Genomic DNA, 16,514 nt, shown 5'->3' with positions numbered 1-16,514 from the left:
GTGCGTCGTTCGCGAGAGGACCCCAGACGGGTGGAGAGACACCTGGGCAAGGTAGTCCAGCAGCCAGGGCAAGGAAGGCATTACGGACATGCGTGTCCCTGTGATCGTCAATCAGGTCCCCCACCCGCCCACCGCGTCCCGGACGACCGTGCCCTCCACGGCGACGACGATCGTCGCCGTCCACACCGCGCTGCCGCCGCACCGTTACGCCCAGGACGACCTCACCGAGCGAATCGGCGACCTGTGCCTGCCCCCGGGCGCCGACCGGGCCGTGCTACGCCGCCTGCACAGGTCTGCCGGTGTGCGCACGCGCCATCTCGCCCTGCCGATCGAGCGGTACGCCGCTCTCGGCGACTTCGGGCAGAGCAACGACGCCTGGCTGGCGGCGGGCCTCGAACTGGGCGAGGAAGCTCTCACCGGCGCGCTGAAGAAGGCGGAGCTCCGACCGTCCGACGTCGACCTGCTCGTGTGCGCGTCCATCACCGGCGTCGCCACCCCGTCGCTCGACGCCCGGCTGGTCGGACGCATGGGACTGCGGCCCGACGTGAAAAGGCTTCCGGTGTTCGGCCTGGGCTGCGTGGCGGGCGCCGCCGGACTTGCCCGGGTGCACGACTACCTACGGGGACACCCCGACGACACCGCTGTGCTGCTCACCGTCGAACTGTGCTCGCTGACGCTCCAGCAGCGCGACGACTCCCGCGCCAACCTCGTCGCCGGTGCCCTGTTCAGTGACGGTGCGGCAGCGCTCGTCGCACACGGCGGTGGCAGTGGCGATGACAGCCACAGCGCGGGTCCGGACGCGGCCGGGCCTTCGGTGGTCGCCACCCGCAGTCACCTGTACCCGGACACCGAGAGGCTCCTCGGGTGGGACATCGGCGCCGGCGGATTCCGCGTCGTGATCGATCCCGGTGTTCCCGGCATCGTGAGGGACCACTTCGGCCGACACGTGCGCGCCTTCCTGGCCGCACACGGCCTCACCACCGACGACATCGGGACCTGGGTGTGTCATCCGGGAGGCCCCAGGATCCTCTCGGCCGTGACCGACACCCTCAGCCTGCCAGGCGACGCCCTGGACTCCACGCGGCGGGCACTGGCGACGGTGGGGAACATGTCGTCCGTCTCCGTCCTGCACATCCTGCAGAACACCTGGGAATGCCGTCGGCCCGCACCCGGCACCTGGGGGCTGCTCATGGCGATGGGCCCCGGGTTCTGTTCCGAACTCGTCCTGCTGCGCTGGTGAGTGGCCCTCATGCCGTGGTACGTCCTCCTCGTTCTCGCCGTTGCGGCCGAACGCTTCGCCGAACTCGTCGTAGCCCGCCGCAACGCGGCCTGGACTTTTGCCCGCGCCGGTGTGGAGCACGGCCGTGGCCACTACCCGGTCATGGTCGCCCTGCACGCGGGCCTGCTCGCGTGCTGTCTGCTCGAACCCGCGCTCGCCGACCGGCCGTTCCTGCCCGCGCTGGGCTGGCCCATGCTGGCGCTCGCCGTACTCGCTCAGGCTCTTCGCTGGTGGTGCATCACCACACTCGGGCCGTACTGGAACACCCGGGTCATCGTCGTCCCCGGAGCCCGTCTGGTCGGCGCCGGCCCCTACCGCTTCCTGCGCCACCCCAACTACCTCGCGGTCGTCGTCGAGATCGCCGCCCTGCCCCTCGTACACACCGCATGGCTGACCGCGGCAGCGTTCACCGTCGCCAACGCGATCCTGCTCACGGTCCGCATCCGCTGCGAGAACGCGGCCCTCACCCACGCGGTGCCCGCGTGAGCGGCTGCCACGACCTGCTCATCGCCGGAGGCGGACCCGCCGGCCTGGCGACCGCCCTGCACGCCGCCCGCGCCGGCCTCGACGCCGTCATCGCCGAACCACGCCCGGCGCCGGTCGACAAGGCATGCGGTGAGGGCCTGATGCCCGGCGCCGTCCGCGCCCTCACCGCCCTCGGCCTGGAGGTCCCCGGCCACCCCATCACCGGCATCCGCTACGTCCAGGGATCCCGTCAAGTCCAAGCCGCGTTCCGGCACGGTCCCGGCCTCGGCGTACGCCGCACCGGCCTGCACAACGCCCTGCACCAGGCCGTCCTGGACGCCGGCGTGCCCGTACTGCCCCTGCGGGTGGAGGACGCACGGCAGGACACCACGGGCGTGACCGTCCCCGGCACCGGTCTGCGCGCCCGGTGGCTGGTCGCCGCCGACGGCCTGCATTCACCCGTACGCCGCTCCCTCGGTCTGGGGACGACGACCCGGGGGACGCCTCGATACGGGCTGCGCCGACACTACGCGGTGCCCCCCTGGTCGCCCTACGTCGAGGTGCACTGGGGAGCGCACGCGGAGGCCTACGTCACCCCGCTCGGCCCCGCCCTCGTCGGCGTCGCCCTGCTGACGACCCGGCGAGCCCCCTACGCCACCCAACTGGAGAGTTTCCCGGAACTGGTCGCCCGCCTGCCCCGGGAAGCGGCCGTCACCCCGGTGCGTGGCGCCGGGCCGCTGCGCCAGGGAGCCCGTACCCGCGCCCACGGGCGGGTCCTGCTCGTCGGCGACGCCGCCGGATACATCGACGCCCTGACCGGCGAGGGCATCTCCCTCGCCCTCACCGGCGCCCAAGCCCTGGTCGCCAACGTGCGCCGGGGCACACCGAGCCGCTACGAGACCGACTGGAGCCGAGCGACCCGCCACCACCGGCTCCTGACAGAACTCCTGGTGAGGGCCCGTCAACAGCCGACGCTCTCCCCACACATCGTGCCCACGGCCGCACGCCTGCCACGCCTGTTCGCGGCAGCGGTGAACGCACTGGCATGACACTCCGGTTCGCGAATCCACTGCTTACCGCCTCTTGACGTGTTCCGCGCCATATCAGTAGCGTCCGGGCAAGCTGAGTGTTTGAAACGATTCAATGCGGAGTTGCTGCCATGGGCGAAAAGCGCTCAGTCCTGCTCGTGCTCCTGAGGGGTTTCCTGGTGCTTGTCGTACTCGGAAGCATGACGGCCCTACCGGCGTCCGTGTCCAGCGCGGCATCGGCGCGAGACGCGCGGCTCACCGTGAAGGCTCTGACCACCAACAGTCGAGTGAACCCGCTGGGCACCGGCGGCGAAGCCCCCGCCTTCGGCTGGCAGTTGGAGTCGGTCCGGCGTGCGACTTCGCAGAAGGCCTACGAAGTCCAGGTTGGACGCACGCCGGGGTCTGCTGATGTGTGGTCGTCCGGAAGGGTGGCCTCCGACCGTCAGGTCGGCGTGCGGTACGGCGGTCCTGCCCTGGAGGCGGCCACGCGTTACTACTGGCGCGTGCGGGCCTGGGACGACAAGGGAGTTGCGAGTCCGTGGAGCGCGCCTGCGTCCTTTGAGACAGGTCTGCTGGATGCCGGCGACTGGGACGGTGCCCAGTGGATCACTCGCCGTGCGGCTCCGAGCGAGCTGGACAAGTGGACCGACTACACCGCCACGGTCGAGTTCGAGCTCGACAGCGCTGCCTTCGGCATGTTCCTGCGTGCCTCGGACGTGAGCAACGGGTACATGTGGCAGTTCAACGCCACGGGTTCATCCCCGATGCTGAGACTGCACAAGCAGGTCAAGGGCTCCTACTCCGTGGTTCAGCAGGTGGATCTCGCGCCCTACGGCTTCACCAACGCCAGTCTCCTCGCCGGCCGGCACACCGTCCGCTACGACGTGGTGGGCAGCACCATCAAGACGACGCTCGACGGCAAGCTGGTCAACACCTTTACTGACTCCACGTTCACCAAGGGCTACATCGGTTTCCGCACACACGCGTGTTGCGGCGAACGGGGGACGGTCTACGACGCGGTCGTGACCGGCGCCGATGGCGGCACGCTGCTCGACACCGACTTCGCGTCCGGCCGGAACCCGTTCACCGGCGGCGACATCGTCGACTCCGCCCTCGTCGTGTCCGGCACCACGGACGCCCTCTACGGACCCGCAGCCCGGCCGCAGCCGCAGCTGCGCAAGGACTTCGCGACCGAGTCCGGCAAGGAGGTCGCCTCCGCGCGGGTCTACGCCTCGGCGCTCGGCCTCTACGAGCTGGAGATCAACGGCAAGCCGGTCGGCGACCAGGTGCTTGCCCCGGGCTGGACGAACTACCACAAGCGCATCCAGTCCCAGACGTACGACGTGACAAAGCTGCTCGACGGCGGCGACAACGTGATCGGCGCGTCCCTGGCGGAGGGCTGGTGGGCCGGCAAGGTCGGGCTCGGCTGGAGCCGTCAGTACGGGGACACGCCCGCTCTCGTGGCGAAGATGCGCATCACGTACACCGACGGGTCGGTCCAGTGGATCGTCACGGACGGTTCGTGGAAGGCGGCGGACGGGCCCTACGTCAAGGCTGATCTGCAGGACGGCGAGACCTACGACGCCCGTCTGGAACCGTCGGGCTGGAGCCGGCCGGGATTCGACGACGCGACGTGGGAGCCCGCAGCGAGCCTTCCGTCCCGTACCGCGCTGCTGGTCCCGCAGAGCGACGAGCCGGTGCGCCAGACCCAAGTGCTCAAGGCCCAGAAGATGACCGAGCCCACCGTCGGTACCTATGTCTACGACCTCGGCCAGAACATGGTCGGTGTGTCGCGGCTCAGGCTGACCGGCTCCGCCGGTCAGACGGTCCGCATCCGCTACGCGGAGGTGCTCAACAAGAACGGCACCCTCTACACCGACAACTTCCGCAGCGCCAAGGTCACCGACCGCTACACGTTCGCCGAGTCCGGAACGGTGACGTACGAGCCCACGTTCACCCAGCACGGGTTCCGTTACATCGAGATCACCGGGGTGAACGAGCCGCCTGCGCTCTCCGACGTCAAGGGCGTCGTGTGGGGATCCGACCTCCCGTCCACCGGCACGCTGAAGACCTCCGACGGCATGCTCAACCAGCTGGTGAGCAACATCTCCTGGAGCCAGCGGGGCAACTTCCTGTCCATCCCCACCGACACCCCGGCCCGCGACGAGCGCCTGGGATGGACGGGTGACATCAGCCTGTTCGCGCCGACGGCCAACTATCTGGTGGACACCCGGGCGTTCCTGTCCCACTGGATGGCGGACGTACGCAACTCCCAGTACGTCAACGGTGACTTGCCGGCGGTCGTACCGACCCCTCAGGGCCAGTTCGGCGACAGCGGTGTCGGGTGGTCGGATGTGATGATCACCGTGCCGTACTCCGTGTGGCGCGCATACGGCGACACCGGCATCCTGCGGGAGAACTACGCCGCCATGCAGAAGTTCTTCCAGTTCGTGCGCGACACTGCGGGACCGGACCTTCTCGAACCCGGCCGCACCACGTTCTTCACCAACGACTGGCTGCATCTGGACGACCCGACCGAGCAGGGCATTCTGGGCACCGCCTACTACGCCGAGAACGCCCGCATGATGGCGGAGATGGCCGAGGCCCTGGGCGATGAAGGGGCGGCGTCCGACTACCGCAAGCTCTCCGCCGACATCCGCGACGCCTTCACCGCCACCTACGTCGCGGCCGACGGCACGGTGAAGGGCAACTCGCAGACCGGGTACGCGATGGCCCTCGGCATGGACCTCGTCTCGGATCCGCCACTGGTGGAGAAGGTCGGCGAGAAGTTCGTGGCCAAACTGGCGCTCACCGACTACCACCTGCGGACCGGCTTCATCGGCACGCCGCTGCTGCTGCCCGCGTTGAGCAGGATCGGCCGGGACGACCTCGCCTACAGGATGCTGCTGCACAAGGACTACCCGTCCTGGGGCTACGAGGTCGTCAACGGGGCCACCACCATGTGGGAGCGCTGGAACTCGATCATGCCTGACGGCAGCTTCGGCCCGGTCGACATGAACTCCTTCAACCACTACGCCTACGGCGCCGTGGGGGACTGGATGTTCCAGAACATTGGCGGCCTCTCCGCGATCGAGCCCGGCTACAAGCGGTCCCGGATCGCGCCGGTGCCCGGCGGGAACCTGACGGAAGGCTCAGGAAGCCTCAAGACCGTCTACGGCCCTCTGTCGTCGAGTTGGAGCACCCACAACGGCGCTGTCGACTTGAGGGTGACAGTGCCGGTCAACACCGTCGCGGAGGTGCATGTGCCGGCGACGACCCGCTGGGCGGTGACCGAGGGCGGCCGACGGGCCGATGCCGCGAAGGGTGTTCGCTTCCTCCGGATGGAGGGCGGAGCGGCCGTGTTCGAGGTCGGGTCGGGGTCCTATCGGTTTCGCGCTCATCGACCGCATTGAGACTCTTCGCTCATCGGGGCACCAGCTTCAGCGTCGTCGAGCGTGCCGCGACCATGGGGTCGACGTAGGCGCCGCCGAAGCGGCCGTACTTGGTGCGGTACGCGGTGTCGATACGGTCGTTGACCTCGGAGTCCGCCTCCTCCATGAAGGTCACGTCCTTGTCGACGCCGCCGGAGCGGATGTGCCCCTCGTGGCTCGCGCGGGCCGTGCGCCACCAGGTGCCGTCGGTACCTCGATAGGAGCGGACGTACAGGTCGGTACCGTCGGGGACGACCCAGATCGGTACCGGCCTGCGCAGGGTGCCCTCAGGCCGCAGCGGCGCCATCTCCAACTCGTCGGCTTCGGCGATGCGGGACAGCTCGTCGCTCGTCCATGTCGTCATCGGCGCTTCTCCAATCGTAGAGCGAGCCTCAGCCGGAATGGTCGGCGTTCTCCAGGATCGCCTTGAGCTGGCTCATCGTGGTCATGGAGTTGGGCCATCCGGCGTAGAAGGCCAGGCGGGTGAGGACCTCGATGCCCCTACGGATCAGTAGTTCTGCCACTCGTGCCGTGTGTATTCGAGTACCGCCGGATCCATCAAGGTGCTCGCCCGGACGTTCTGGGGGCGGCGGTCGACCGGGAAGACGGTGGCGGCCTTGAGTACGGCGTCGTCCAGGAAGCGCAGGGGTGGGGCGTCCGCGGCCAGGCGCAGTGTCGGCGGCGGGCCGTCGGCGCCGGGGGCGGCGAGGACGTACCCCCAGTTGCCGAAGCTGGGGACATCCACCTGGTACTCGGTGGTGCGGAAGCCGGCCTGCTCGATCGTGGTGGCGATGGACCAGTACGACTTGGGGGCGAAGAACGGAGACCCGCCCTGCACCACGACCCGGCTGTCCGGGTTCAGGACGTGCCGGAGCAGATGGTAGAACTCGACGCTGTAGAGCTTGGCCAGCGCGGCGGTGTCCGGGTCCGGAAAGTCGATGACGACCGCGTCATGGCGCCGGCCGGCGTCCCGCAGCCAGTTGAAGGCGTCGGCGTGGACGACGTTGACCCGGGGATCGTCGAACGCGTCGTCGTTGAGGTCGGCCAACGGCCCGAAGGTGCGGGCGAGCCGTGTCATCGCCGGGTCGAGATCGACCAGCGTGACCTCCTCGACGCCGTCGTAGCGCAGCACCTCCCGCAGGGCCAGCCCGTCCCCGCCGCCAAGGATCAGGACGGAGGAACGCTTCCCCGACAGCGCCGGATGCACCAGGGCCTCGTGGTAGCGGTACTCGTCGACGGACGAGAACTGCAGGTCCCCGTTGAGGAACAACCGGGTGTCGGGGCTGCCGGTGAACGCGGTGGACCGGGTGATGACGATGTCCTGGTACGGCGTCGTCTCGGCGTGGATGATCGGGTCCCGGTACAGCTTCTGACGCGCCGTCACCTCGATGTCGTCGGCGAGGACATAGACCGTGCCCAGAATGGCGATTACGGCGGCGGACCCGGCCAGCAACGCCAGGCGCACGGCGCGTCGCGTCTCCCGGCGGAAGATCCACAGGACGACAACGACACCGGCCACGGCATTGACCGCGCCCACCACCAGCGCGCCCTTGAGCTGCCCGAAGGTGGGCAGGAGCAGCAGCGGAAAGCACAGCCCGCCGACCAGCGCCCCGACGTAGTCCGCGGCGAACATGTCGGCGACCGCGCTGCCCGCCTCCTGCCGCCTGATCCGCTGCAGCAGCGTCATCAGCAGCGGAATCTCCGCTCCGATGAGGAGGCCCACGACGAACGACATCGCCACCATGGCCGGCATATAGATCCGCAGCCAGGCGAACGTGATGTACAGGACGAGCACCGACAGACCGCCGACGAGCGCCAGCGCCCCCTCCAGCAGAGCGAAGGCTCCGACCGCGCGCCGCTGCATCGGCTTCGCGGCCAGGGAACCGATGCCCATGGCGAAGACCATGACGGAGATGACCACGGAGGTCTGCGTCACGGAGTTGCCGATGAGGTAACTGCCCAGCGCGGTCAACGCCAGCTCGTAGACCAGACCGCAGGCCGCACAGACGAACACCGCGAGCAGGAGCAGGAAACGCGCCGCCCGCGAGTACCTCGCGGGCGGCGGTGCGACGGCCGGATCGGTGCGATCCAGGGCGGTGGTACTCACGGCGGGAGGCTCAGGAGACCGCAGCGCCGACCATGAAGGCCGTACCGATGTAGATGGCCGCCTGGACCCAGGCGGCGGGGTGGGGGCGGCCGTCCTGGTCGTCGAGGACGGCGTGGCCGAGGCGGCCGGGGGTCAGCAGCCCGATGACGCAGGCGATCAGGGTCATCACGACGACCCCGGCCAGGCCGTACAGCAGGGTGCTGAACAGGCCGTATCCCAGGCCCTGTTCCGACTCGCTGGCCCGGATGGACTGGTCGATGACGAGGCCGATCGCGATCGTCTGGCCGGCGAGGAGGACGGCCGCGCCCCGGTTGCGCTCCGTCCACACCACATGGATCAGCTTGCCGGGGGTGACGAGGTCGAGGGCGATGAACCCGACCGCCATCACCACGAAGCCGACCAGGCCGTAGAGCAGGGCAGTGCCTGCGGACTCGAAGATCTCTGCCACGGGGTGCCTTTCGAGGACTTCGGATATGTGTACTGCGGTGGCTGTGGTGTGTTGCGGTGGTCACTTGCCGGAGCCGGGGCCCCCGCCACGGAACGAGTCGCTGTCGGGATCCGGCCACACCGAGCTCAGGTGCGACTTCCAACGGCGGTAGCCGTTGCGGTAGTCGTCGATCTCGATCCGGCTGCCGCCCTGGTAGGGGCTGACCGCGACGATGTCGTCCCGGTAGCGGAGGAAAACCATGGAGCTGCTGCTGGTGCGGTCCTGGGCCGAGGTGTGCTTGTCGATCTCGTCCGCGACCGTGGACACCGGGTCGGTCCTGTCGATATAGCCCCCGCCGCCGGCACGGTATTCCTTGCGGATCCAGCTCGACGGTACGGCGTTGCCGCCGGAGTCACCGGAGCAGGCGGCGAGCGCTGCCGTGGCGAGGAACAGGACGCTGATGCGTCGGGCGGTCTTCAACGGACCTCCAGCCGGGTGTGCGTCGCCACGATCGTGCGGCTCTGCGGATACGTGTGCCAGGTGCGCCAGCTCGGTCCTGTATCGCGCCACTCGACGGTGAGTGCGGTGACCGCGTCCGGGGAGCCGGGGAAGACGCCGTACAGCGCCCGGGGATGTGCCTCCGCTCGACCGCGGATCCCAGCCACCTGAGTGCTGAACTCGTCTGCGGGGAAACGCCGGACGCCGGCGCCGAAGCGGTAGTTCCAGCCGTCGAGCTCGCGCTCCGCCGAGTCCGGCAGGCCCCCCTCGACACCGGGCAGACAGGCCACGGTCTCCCGGACGGGCCCCGCGAAGACCTGATGCGAGGCGCCCAGGAGCCGGAGCTGCACGTCGAGTCCACCGACGGTCAGGTCCCGCACGGCCAGCGCCGTGTACGGGGGATGACCGAGGGCGAACGACAACTGGTCGGCGTCGGTGTCGAGATACGGGGCGGCGAGTGCTATACCGCTCATCCGGTACAGCCCCAGAACGCCACCCGCGCGCCCACGACGGAGCGCGCACAACGCAGCAACAACGAAGATCCCCCGAGTTGGACCATGCAGAACGCCGCTGAGTATGGCATACGCGTGAGGGTCTGCGGGGGCGGGCGCGGATCGACGTCAGTGCCGTGCGCGGGACAGCGGTACCGGTGCCCACCGAGTACGTTGAGGGCATGCATTCGACGCGAGTTTCGGGGCGTGTCAACGCCTCGCGTGGGGCTGTGTATCGGGCGCTTGTGGACGCGGAGGCCATCGCCCGGTGGCGGGTGCCGGACGGGATGCGCAGCGAGGTGCACGAGTTCGAGGCCCGTGAAGGTGGCAGGTTCCGTGTGTCGCTCACGTACGACATGCCGGACGGGGCGGGTAAGACGAGTCCGCACACCGACACGTACCACGGTCATTTCGCGAAGCTCGTGCCCGATGAGCAGGTGGTGGAGGTCCTGGAGTTCGAGACGGCGGACCCCGCCCTGCGCGGCACGATGACGATGACCACCACGCTCACCGACGCGGACGGCGGCACGGACGTCCTCATCGTGCACGAGGGCATCCCCGACGCCGTGCCCGCCGCGGACAACGAGACGGGAACGCGCATGGCGTTGGCGAAGCTCGCCAGGCTGGTGGAGTCGGGCGAGCTTCGTTCGGACTGAGGCTGAGGGACGGGGCCGGTGGTCCGTCGGTCCTCAGCGGGTCCCGTTCCAGTTGTGCGCCACGTCCACCACGACGCGGTCCGTCAGCACCACTACCCGGAAGGGCAGCCGGGCCCGCACCCCGAGCCCGATCTGCGTCTCGCCCTCGAAGCTGCCTGCGAAGCGTGCGTCCCGGAAGGTGCGGTATCCCGTGAGGTCAACGCCCGGCAGCGGGCGGCCCGCCCGCGCGGGGTACGTCGGCGCGCCGGTGTCGGGGTCGTAGGCGGGTGCGGTCACCCGTACCTCCAGGATGGCTCCGCCGCCGACCGTAATGGGTTGGCCTGATCCGTCCTGGTGGAGCTGGTCGACGTACCTGACCGAGTAGCCGAGCCCACGGGTGCCTGCGCCGGGGAGGTCGATCACCATCCGGTCGTAGCAGGCCTGGCGGCCGGTCCTGATGTTCGTGACCGGCACCGTCGTGGTGGCGGTACGGGTCTTGGCCGTGCTGCCCCAGCCGGTCGGACACGCCGTGGCCGGCGCGGTGGCGACCGAGGCGCGGGCGGTGGCGGCTTGGGTCGAGGCGGCTTGGGCCGTGGTGGCTTGGGCCGGGGTGGCCGCCACCGCCGACGTGGCGCTCATCAGCGCGAGCGCTACCCACACCGGCGGTTTCACTGTCCTTTTTCGCGCCATTGCATCCCCCAAGGTGTGCATGTTGGTGATATCTACCAGGACAACCGGGATGGCCGAAAGGTTGCACCTGGGGATCACGCACTGTTACGGCTCGGGGCAGGCGCAACCCCCGAGGATGCTCGTGCTGAGGGCACGGCTCTCGGGGGCTGTGCCGGTCGGGGTCAGGACGGTCCGGGCTTGATGCGCCCTCGCCAGCCTCCGGTTTCGCTTCCGCGCTGCTCGATGTAGTCCTTGAAGCGGTGCATGTCTCCCTTGATGCGCCGGTCGATGGTCCCCGTCATGTCCGCGGCCTTCTCCGCCGCGCCTGTGGGTTCGACGTCCATGACCAGTTCCACGCGGGTGTGCGTGTCGTCTACGCGCTGGAAGCGGACAGTGCCCTTCTGCTGGGTCTCACCCGAGGTGGTGCGCCAGGTGATCCGCTCGTCGGGGAGCTGGTCGACGATCTCGGTGTCGAACTCCCGGCGCACTCCGCCGATCTTGGTGGTCCAGTGGTTGTGGCGGTCGTCGAGCTGCCTGACCTCCTCGACGCCCTCCATGAAGTTGGGGAACTCCTCGAACTGGGTCCACTGGTTGTAGGCGGTGTGCAGGGGGACCTCGACCTCTACTGCTTCCTTGACCTTGCTCATGTCCGACCTCCTTGGCGATCGTGTGCGGCAGGCCGTCGGCCCGCCGTGCGGATCTCGGGACAGTGCAGCGAGTACCCGGGGAGGACGGGTTAACAGCAGGGGACCTGAGCATTTGGTCCAGTGCGCGGGTGTGTACGAGGCTGTGTTCCGTGAGCGCGTCGCGCCACGCACCGGCTCACCGCCGACAGACGCCGCCCCGGAAGGAACGCCCTCATGATCATCTTCGGCACCAAGGGATACCTGTACCAGCTCGCGATACTGACGCTGGTGTGCGGCCAGTGCGGCAATCCCGCCGCCCACACGCTCAGGAAGCGCGTCACGAAGTTCACGCTGTTCTTTGTGCCGCTGTTCCCGTTCTCGACGAAGTACGCGACCCAGTGCACGTTCTGCGGAGCGGAGCAGAGGGTGACCAAGGAGCAGGCGGAGCAGCTGCAGGCGCAGGCGGCAGGCGGGTCGGGCGGTCAGCCGTACGGGCAGCCGCAGCAGCAGCCGTACCAGTCCTGAAGGCATGGACACCGCGGCGTGTTCAGCGGGTCAGGCCCCGGCCGCCTCCCGCGCGATGGCGTCGAAGCGGGCGCCCATCTCCTCCGCCAGGGCCTTGGCGGCCGACAGTGGGCGGACCATGACCATGAGTTCCGCGATCTTCCCGTCCTCGTTCATGCGCAGGAAGTCGCAGCCCTGGAGCTGCTTTCCGGCGACCGTCGCGGTGAAGGCCAGGGCGTGGTCGCGGGCGTCGGGTGCGCCGATCTCCCGCTCGTAGGAGAAGTCCTGGAAGACCTCGCTGACGGCGCGCAGGATCGCGGCCGTGACGGCCTTGCCGATGTACGGCTTGAAGACGACGGGGCTGGTGAAGACGACGTCGTCGGCCAGCAGGGCCTCCACGGCGTCGATGTCCTTGCGTTCGACCGCCTGACGGAAGGGATGCATCCGGCTCACCTCGGGCACTCGGATAGTCAACGAATTGAATAGGTGACAGTGAGGCTAGGAGTGGACGCCCGGCTTGTCCAGGGTTTGGTGCTCAACTCGTTGACTAGTCAACGCGGTGCTAACGTGGCGCGATGGCATTGCGCAACGCGGTGATGGCCGCACTGCTGGAGGGCGAGGCGTCCGGGTACGACCTCGCGAAGGGGTTCGACGCCTCCGTCGCCAACTTCTGGATGGCCACCCCTCAGCAGCTCTACCGGGAGCTGGAACGCATGGAGCGCGAGGGCCTCGTCGCCGCCCGCGTCGTCGAGCAGGAGCGGCGGCCCAACAAGCGGCTGTTCTCCCTCACCGAGGCAGGCCTCGCGGCCGTACGGGCCTACGTCGCCGAACCGCCCGCCCGGCCGAGCGCGATCCGGGACGAGCTGATGGTCAAGGTCCAGTGCGCCGACGTCGGCGACATGGAGGCCGTGCGCGCGGCGATCGCCGAGCGCGGGGAGTGGGCCACCGCAAAGCTGGCCCGCTACGAGCGGTTGCGGGAGCGGATGCTGGGCGGGCGTACGGAGGACGAGTACTTCGCGGTGGCCGAGCGGATCGGGCCGTATCTCACGCTGCTGCGGGGGATGTCCTTCGAGCGGGAGAACCTGCGCTGGTGCGAACTGGCGCTGCGGCGGCTGGAGGAGCGGGCGGCGGTGCGCTGAGCGCTCCGCCGGCTGAGCGCTCCGCTGGAAGTGCCGGGATGTGAGGTTCATCGTCTGCGGCACCGTCGTGGCTGGTCGCGCAGTTCCCCGCGCCCCTTCCCGGCGTTCGGCCCGGGCGCGTTGGGAGCCCGGCCTCGGCCGTACTGCATGGCCGAGGCGCAGGCCGTGCGTTGAGGCTCCCGTTCACGCCTGGTGCACCCGGTCCACCAGGATGTCGATGACCAGGGGAGTGCGCGGGCCGAAGCTGAGCAGGACGCCGTCTTCCAGGGTGACGACGCGGCGGGTCTGGCCGGCCGGTGTCTCGCGGATGCCGGGCACGTCGAGCAGGCCGTCGATGCCGCCGACGGACTCCAGGCCCTTGCTCATCATCAGGATCACATCCGGCTGGGCCTTGATGAGGGCCTCGCTGGTCAGCGGGGTGAACGGCTTGTCCAGGCCGGACTCGACGCCCGCGTCCACCGCCCCCGCGGCGTCGATCAGCGAGTCGGCCCCGGAGCCCTTGCCGCCCATGAGGTACACGGCCGCGCTGCCGCGCATGTAGAGGAAGGCCACCTTCGGACGGCTGCCCTCGGGGACCGCCGCGCGAGCAGCCGCGAGGTCCTTGTCGATACGGGAGTTGAGGGCCTTGCCCGCCTCGGGGACGCCGAGCGCCTCGGCGATACGGGTGGTGCGGGTCGAGACGTTGGCCAGTTCCGTGGCCGGGTCTAGTACGACGACCGGGACACCGGCGTCGCGGATCTGGTCGATCGCCTCGCTGGGCCCGGTGTCGGTGTCGGCGAGGACGACGGTGGGACGCAGGGACAGCACGCTCTCCGCGCTCACGTCGTGCGCCTTGGTGACCAGGGGGAGATCCTTCGCCTCCTCGAACGTCGCCGTGATGTCGCGGCCCACGACCCGGTCGCCCAGCCCGAGGGTGAAGACGATCTCCGCCACGCCGCCGTTGAGCGGCAGGATCCGGGAGGCGTCCTCGACGGTGACCTCGCGTCCGTCGGACGAGTCGACCGTGACCGGCAACTCAGACTCCGGTGGCTCCCCTTGGAGCGGCACGAGGGAGTTCTTCGCGAGCTGCTTCTGCGCCGCCACGGCACGCTCACTCGCCGAGGGCGGTGACGCGTCCGCCCCCGTGGCACCACCCGAGCCGCCTCCACAGGCCGAGGTCAGCAGCGCGACGGCCAGGGCGACAACGGCGGCGCCCCGCCCGTGCCACCGGCGTTGACGGGGTTTTCCGGAAGTGGGCATGGAATCGGCCTTCTGTAGGCGGGCTCTCACTTGAGCGACAGTTTAGGTTAGGCTCCCCTAAGTTATCGTGTGGTGGGGGTGTTGCATGACATGGGTAAGTGACCTGCGCGTCAGGCGAGTTGGGCGCTTCGGCGTGGCCGCCGTATCGGTCGCGCTGGCGCTGACGGCGACGTCCCCGGCGGTTGCCGCGGGGACGTCGGCCACCGGGCCCGAGGGGCAGAAACTCACCGTCTCCAAGGCGTCCGGCCTCGATCCGGCGGGCGAGACGGTGACCGTGTCCGGCTCCGGCTACAACACCGAGAAGGGCATCTACGTCGCCTTCTGCGTGGACAACGGATCCGGCAAGACCCCCACGCCGTGCGTGGGCGGAGTGGACATGTCCGGCGAGTCCGGGGCGTCCGTGTGGGTCTCCTCCAACCCGCCGTCGTACGGGGAGGGACTCGCCAAGCCGTACGAGGGCAGCGGGCACAAGGGCTCGTTCTCCGTGGAGATCAAGGTGCGGGCGAAAGACGCGAACACCGACTGCACCAAGTCCGGCATCACCTGCGCGGTCATCACGCGCAACGACCACACGCGGGGCGGTGACCAGAGCCAGACGGTACGGATTCCGGTCACGTTCAGCGGAAGCAGCGGGGGCGCGACGGCCGATGACTCGCCGTCGGCCACGCCGAGCGCGTCCGCCACGACCGGTGGTGGCGCGAAGGGCGTCGGCACCGACAACAACGCTCCGGGCGGCCCGTTGGCCAGCACCGGCTCGGACCTCGCGGTGCCGCTCGGGCTCACCGCCGCCGGGCTGGTCGCCGCCGGGACCGGCACGTGGTTCTGGGCGCGCCGGCGGCGCACGGGACATGCGGGCTGACATCGACATCGGCGTCGCCATCAGCGTCGTACCGAAGTCGTCGTCAGCGTCGTACTGAAAAAGTCGTGCTGCACAGAGAGGCTTGGATGTGAAGGCGAGGAAGAGACCCGGTGCCGTCGTCCTGACGGGCGCCGCCCTGCTCGGGCTGCTGGGCCCGGGCGTGGCGGTCGCCCAGGACGGGGACGCGTTCTCGCGCGAGGTGTCTGGCGGCTACGCGAGCTGGGCGACGACGACCGCCACCGCGCTCACGGACCAGGGTGTGTCCCTGATCGCAGGCGAGGGAGCCCAGGGTTCCGCGAACCGGACCTGGTTCCCGGCCACCGGCGGCGGCGCGAACCCCGAATCCGGCGACGCGGACGTCGAGTTCGACGGCACGGTCAGGCTCACGCTACCGGCGGAGCCCGCCGACCAGTTGCTCCTCGGCGCCCTGCGGCTGCGGCTGGCCGACGGGGGCGGCGCCCTGTATGTCCGTACGGAGCTCGACGGTGAGAAGCGCGAAGTCGCCTTGGCGGACGTGGAGTCGGGCGGCACCGCGCCCGCCGTACGCGACGGCGGCGTGACGTGGACCGGCCTGCGGGCCGCCCTCACGGACGAAGGCGCCCGGCTGCTGGCCGCCTGGAGCGGGCAGGAGTTCGCCGCGGGGGACGCCCTGGGTCTGCTGGACCTGACGGTCGGTACGGGCAGCGCGGCCTCGCCGTCGCCCGAGCGGCCGGAAAGCCCGGCCGAGAGCCCCGCGCCGCAGCTGTCCCCGACGGCCACCGCAACCCCCGCTGCCCCGGCCAAACGGCCCACTGCGGCTGTGGCGCACCCGATCCTGACCGCCGGTGGTGAACAGGAGGTCACCGGTGAGGGCTTCGCGCCCGGCGCGGTGGTCCTCGTCGCGATCGACGGCGACACCCGCTACCAGGTGGTCGCCGACGAACAGGGCCGGGTCGCCCGGACCTTCCCCGTGTACGCCGGCGCCGCCGAGGGCGAGCACCTCGCCGAGCTGTACACCGTGACCGGCGAACACGGCAGCGCCGTCGCCCGGTTCGGGGTGCAGGGCGCGGGCTGACCGGCGTGTTACTGGACTTACCCCGGACAGGAGCGGGCCGAGCCACGGCCCGCTCCTCGGCAT

At 69.7% G+C, this 16,514-nt stretch carries 19 protein-coding genes; 9 read left to right on the top strand and 10 right to left on the bottom strand.

The window, feature by feature from the left end; genetic code table 11:
* Nucleotides 1-88 precede the first annotated feature (88 nt).
* From SSP24_RS14840 to SSP24_RS14825, 4 genes are all read left to right on the top strand, one after another.
* A complete protein-coding gene (locus tag SSP24_RS14840) occupies nucleotides 89-1,240 on the top strand; it encodes a type III polyketide synthase (protein ID WP_141309993.1) in 1,152 nt (383 codons plus the stop codon).
* A 9-nt stretch (nucleotides 1,241-1,249) separates the two neighbouring features.
* Entirely contained in the window at nucleotides 1,250-1,765 is a 516-nt protein-coding gene (locus tag SSP24_RS14835) for an isoprenylcysteine carboxyl methyltransferase family protein (protein WP_141309992.1), read from the top strand.
* Entirely contained in the window at nucleotides 1,762-2,793 is a 1,032-nt protein-coding gene (locus SSP24_RS14830; RefSeq protein ID WP_141309991.1) for an NAD(P)/FAD-dependent oxidoreductase, read from the top strand. Before SSP24_RS14835 ends, SSP24_RS14830 begins: the two co-directional genes overlap by 4 nt.
* 179 nt (nucleotides 2,794-2,972) lie before the next feature.
* Entirely contained in the window at nucleotides 2,973-6,185 is a 3,213-nt protein-coding gene (locus SSP24_RS14825) for a family 78 glycoside hydrolase catalytic domain (protein WP_141309990.1), read from the top strand.
* Nucleotides 6,186-6,195: 10 nt separating this feature from the next.
* Here the strand turns inward: SSP24_RS14825 and SSP24_RS14820 are convergent, their stop codons facing one another.
* Genes SSP24_RS14820 through SSP24_RS14800 form a run of 6 tightly spaced genes read right to left on the bottom strand, consistent with a single transcriptional unit; the run spans nucleotide 6,196 to nucleotide 9,708 of the window.
* Nucleotides 6,196-6,567 carry a DUF2255 family protein gene (locus SSP24_RS14820; RefSeq protein WP_141309989.1) on the bottom strand — a complete coding sequence of 124 codons (372 nt, stop codon included), beginning with the start codon at nucleotides 6,565-6,567 and terminating at the stop codon, nucleotides 6,196-6,198.
* A 28-nt stretch (nucleotides 6,568-6,595) separates the two neighbouring features.
* The gene (locus SSP24_RS44905; protein ID WP_268255095.1) at nucleotides 6,596-6,727 is read right to left on the bottom strand and encodes a hypothetical protein; all 132 of its coding nucleotides are present in this window, start codon (nucleotides 6,725-6,727) and stop codon (nucleotides 6,596-6,598) included.
* Nucleotides 6,712-8,310 carry a polyamine aminopropyltransferase gene (locus SSP24_RS14815; RefSeq protein ID WP_141309988.1) on the bottom strand — a complete coding sequence of 533 codons (1,599 nt, stop codon included), beginning with the start codon at nucleotides 8,308-8,310 and terminating at the stop codon, nucleotides 6,712-6,714. The genes SSP24_RS44905 and SSP24_RS14815 overlap by 16 nt, the downstream gene beginning before the upstream one ends.
* A 10-nt stretch (nucleotides 8,311-8,320) precedes the next feature.
* On the bottom strand, nucleotides 8,321-8,758 hold the full coding sequence (locus tag SSP24_RS14810) for a DUF350 domain-containing protein (RefSeq protein ID WP_141309987.1): 438 nt from the start codon (nucleotides 8,756-8,758) through the stop codon (nucleotides 8,321-8,323).
* A gap of 60 nt (nucleotides 8,759-8,818) precedes the next feature.
* Nucleotides 8,819-9,217, bottom strand: coding sequence for a DUF4247 domain-containing protein (locus SSP24_RS14805; protein ID WP_141309986.1), 399 nt, complete (start codon nucleotides 9,215-9,217; stop codon nucleotides 8,819-8,821).
* On the bottom strand, nucleotides 9,214-9,708 hold the full coding sequence (locus SSP24_RS14800; RefSeq protein WP_141309985.1) for a DUF2617 family protein: 495 nt from the start codon (nucleotides 9,706-9,708) through the stop codon (nucleotides 9,214-9,216). Before SSP24_RS14800 ends, SSP24_RS14805 begins: the two co-directional genes overlap by 4 nt.
* Before the next feature lie 200 nt (nucleotides 9,709-9,908).
* Between SSP24_RS14800 and SSP24_RS14795 the strand changes: the two genes are divergently transcribed.
* On the top strand, nucleotides 9,909-10,382 hold the full coding sequence (locus SSP24_RS14795; protein WP_141309984.1) for an SRPBCC domain-containing protein: 474 nt from the start codon (nucleotides 9,909-9,911) through the stop codon (nucleotides 10,380-10,382).
* Nucleotides 10,383-10,415: 33 nt separating this feature from the next.
* On the opposite strand, the gene SSP24_RS14790 is transcribed toward SSP24_RS14795, so the two are convergent.
* Nucleotides 10,416-11,051, bottom strand: coding sequence for an AMIN-like domain-containing (lipo)protein (locus tag SSP24_RS14790; protein ID WP_444546202.1), 636 nt, complete (start codon nucleotides 11,049-11,051; stop codon nucleotides 10,416-10,418).
* Nucleotides 11,052-11,212: 161 nt separating this feature from the next.
* Nucleotides 11,213-11,677, bottom strand: a complete 465-nt coding sequence (locus SSP24_RS14785; protein ID WP_141309982.1) for an SRPBCC family protein — start codon at nucleotides 11,675-11,677, stop codon at nucleotides 11,213-11,215.
* A gap of 213 nt (nucleotides 11,678-11,890) precedes the next feature.
* Between SSP24_RS14785 and SSP24_RS14780 the strand changes: the two genes are divergently transcribed.
* A complete protein-coding gene (locus SSP24_RS14780; RefSeq protein ID WP_141309981.1) occupies nucleotides 11,891-12,181 on the top strand; it encodes a zinc-ribbon domain-containing protein in 291 nt (96 codons plus the stop codon).
* 30 nt (nucleotides 12,182-12,211) lie between these two features.
* Here the strand turns inward: SSP24_RS14780 and SSP24_RS14775 are convergent, their stop codons facing one another.
* Entirely contained in the window at nucleotides 12,212-12,604 is a 393-nt protein-coding gene (locus tag SSP24_RS14775; RefSeq protein WP_141309980.1) for a nuclear transport factor 2 family protein, read from the bottom strand.
* Between the two features lie 131 nt (nucleotides 12,605-12,735).
* Between SSP24_RS14775 and SSP24_RS14770 the strand changes: the two genes are divergently transcribed.
* A complete protein-coding gene (locus tag SSP24_RS14770; protein ID WP_141309979.1) occupies nucleotides 12,736-13,299 on the top strand; it encodes a PadR family transcriptional regulator in 564 nt (187 codons plus the stop codon).
* A 183-nt stretch (nucleotides 13,300-13,482) separates the two neighbouring features.
* Here the strand turns inward: SSP24_RS14770 and SSP24_RS14765 are convergent, their stop codons facing one another.
* Nucleotides 13,483-14,538 (bottom strand): heme/hemin ABC transporter substrate-binding protein, encoded by a 1,056-nt coding sequence (locus tag SSP24_RS14765; RefSeq protein WP_141309978.1) that lies wholly within the window; start codon nucleotides 14,536-14,538, stop codon nucleotides 13,483-13,485.
* Nucleotides 14,539-14,623: 85 nt separating this feature from the next.
* Here SSP24_RS14765 and SSP24_RS14760 point away from each other — a divergent pair, with 85 nt between their 5' ends.
* Both SSP24_RS14760 and SSP24_RS14755 read left to right on the top strand, forming a co-directional pair.
* Nucleotides 14,624-15,397, top strand: a complete 774-nt coding sequence (locus SSP24_RS14760; protein ID WP_141309977.1) for a hypothetical protein — start codon at nucleotides 14,624-14,626, stop codon at nucleotides 15,395-15,397.
* Nucleotides 15,398-15,485: 88 nt separating this feature from the next.
* Nucleotides 15,486-16,451, top strand: a complete 966-nt coding sequence (locus SSP24_RS14755; protein ID WP_167529588.1) for an HtaA domain-containing protein — start codon at nucleotides 15,486-15,488, stop codon at nucleotides 16,449-16,451.
* Nucleotides 16,452-16,514: the final 63 nt, after the last annotated feature.

The organism is Streptomyces spinoverrucosus (assembly GCF_006539505.1).
GTDB classification, from domain to species: Bacteria; Actinomycetota; Actinomycetes; order Streptomycetales; family Streptomycetaceae; genus Streptomyces; species Streptomyces spinoverrucosus.
The sequence above is the reverse complement of the archived record's forward strand: the minus strand, read 5'-3'. Positions and strand labels throughout refer to the sequence as shown.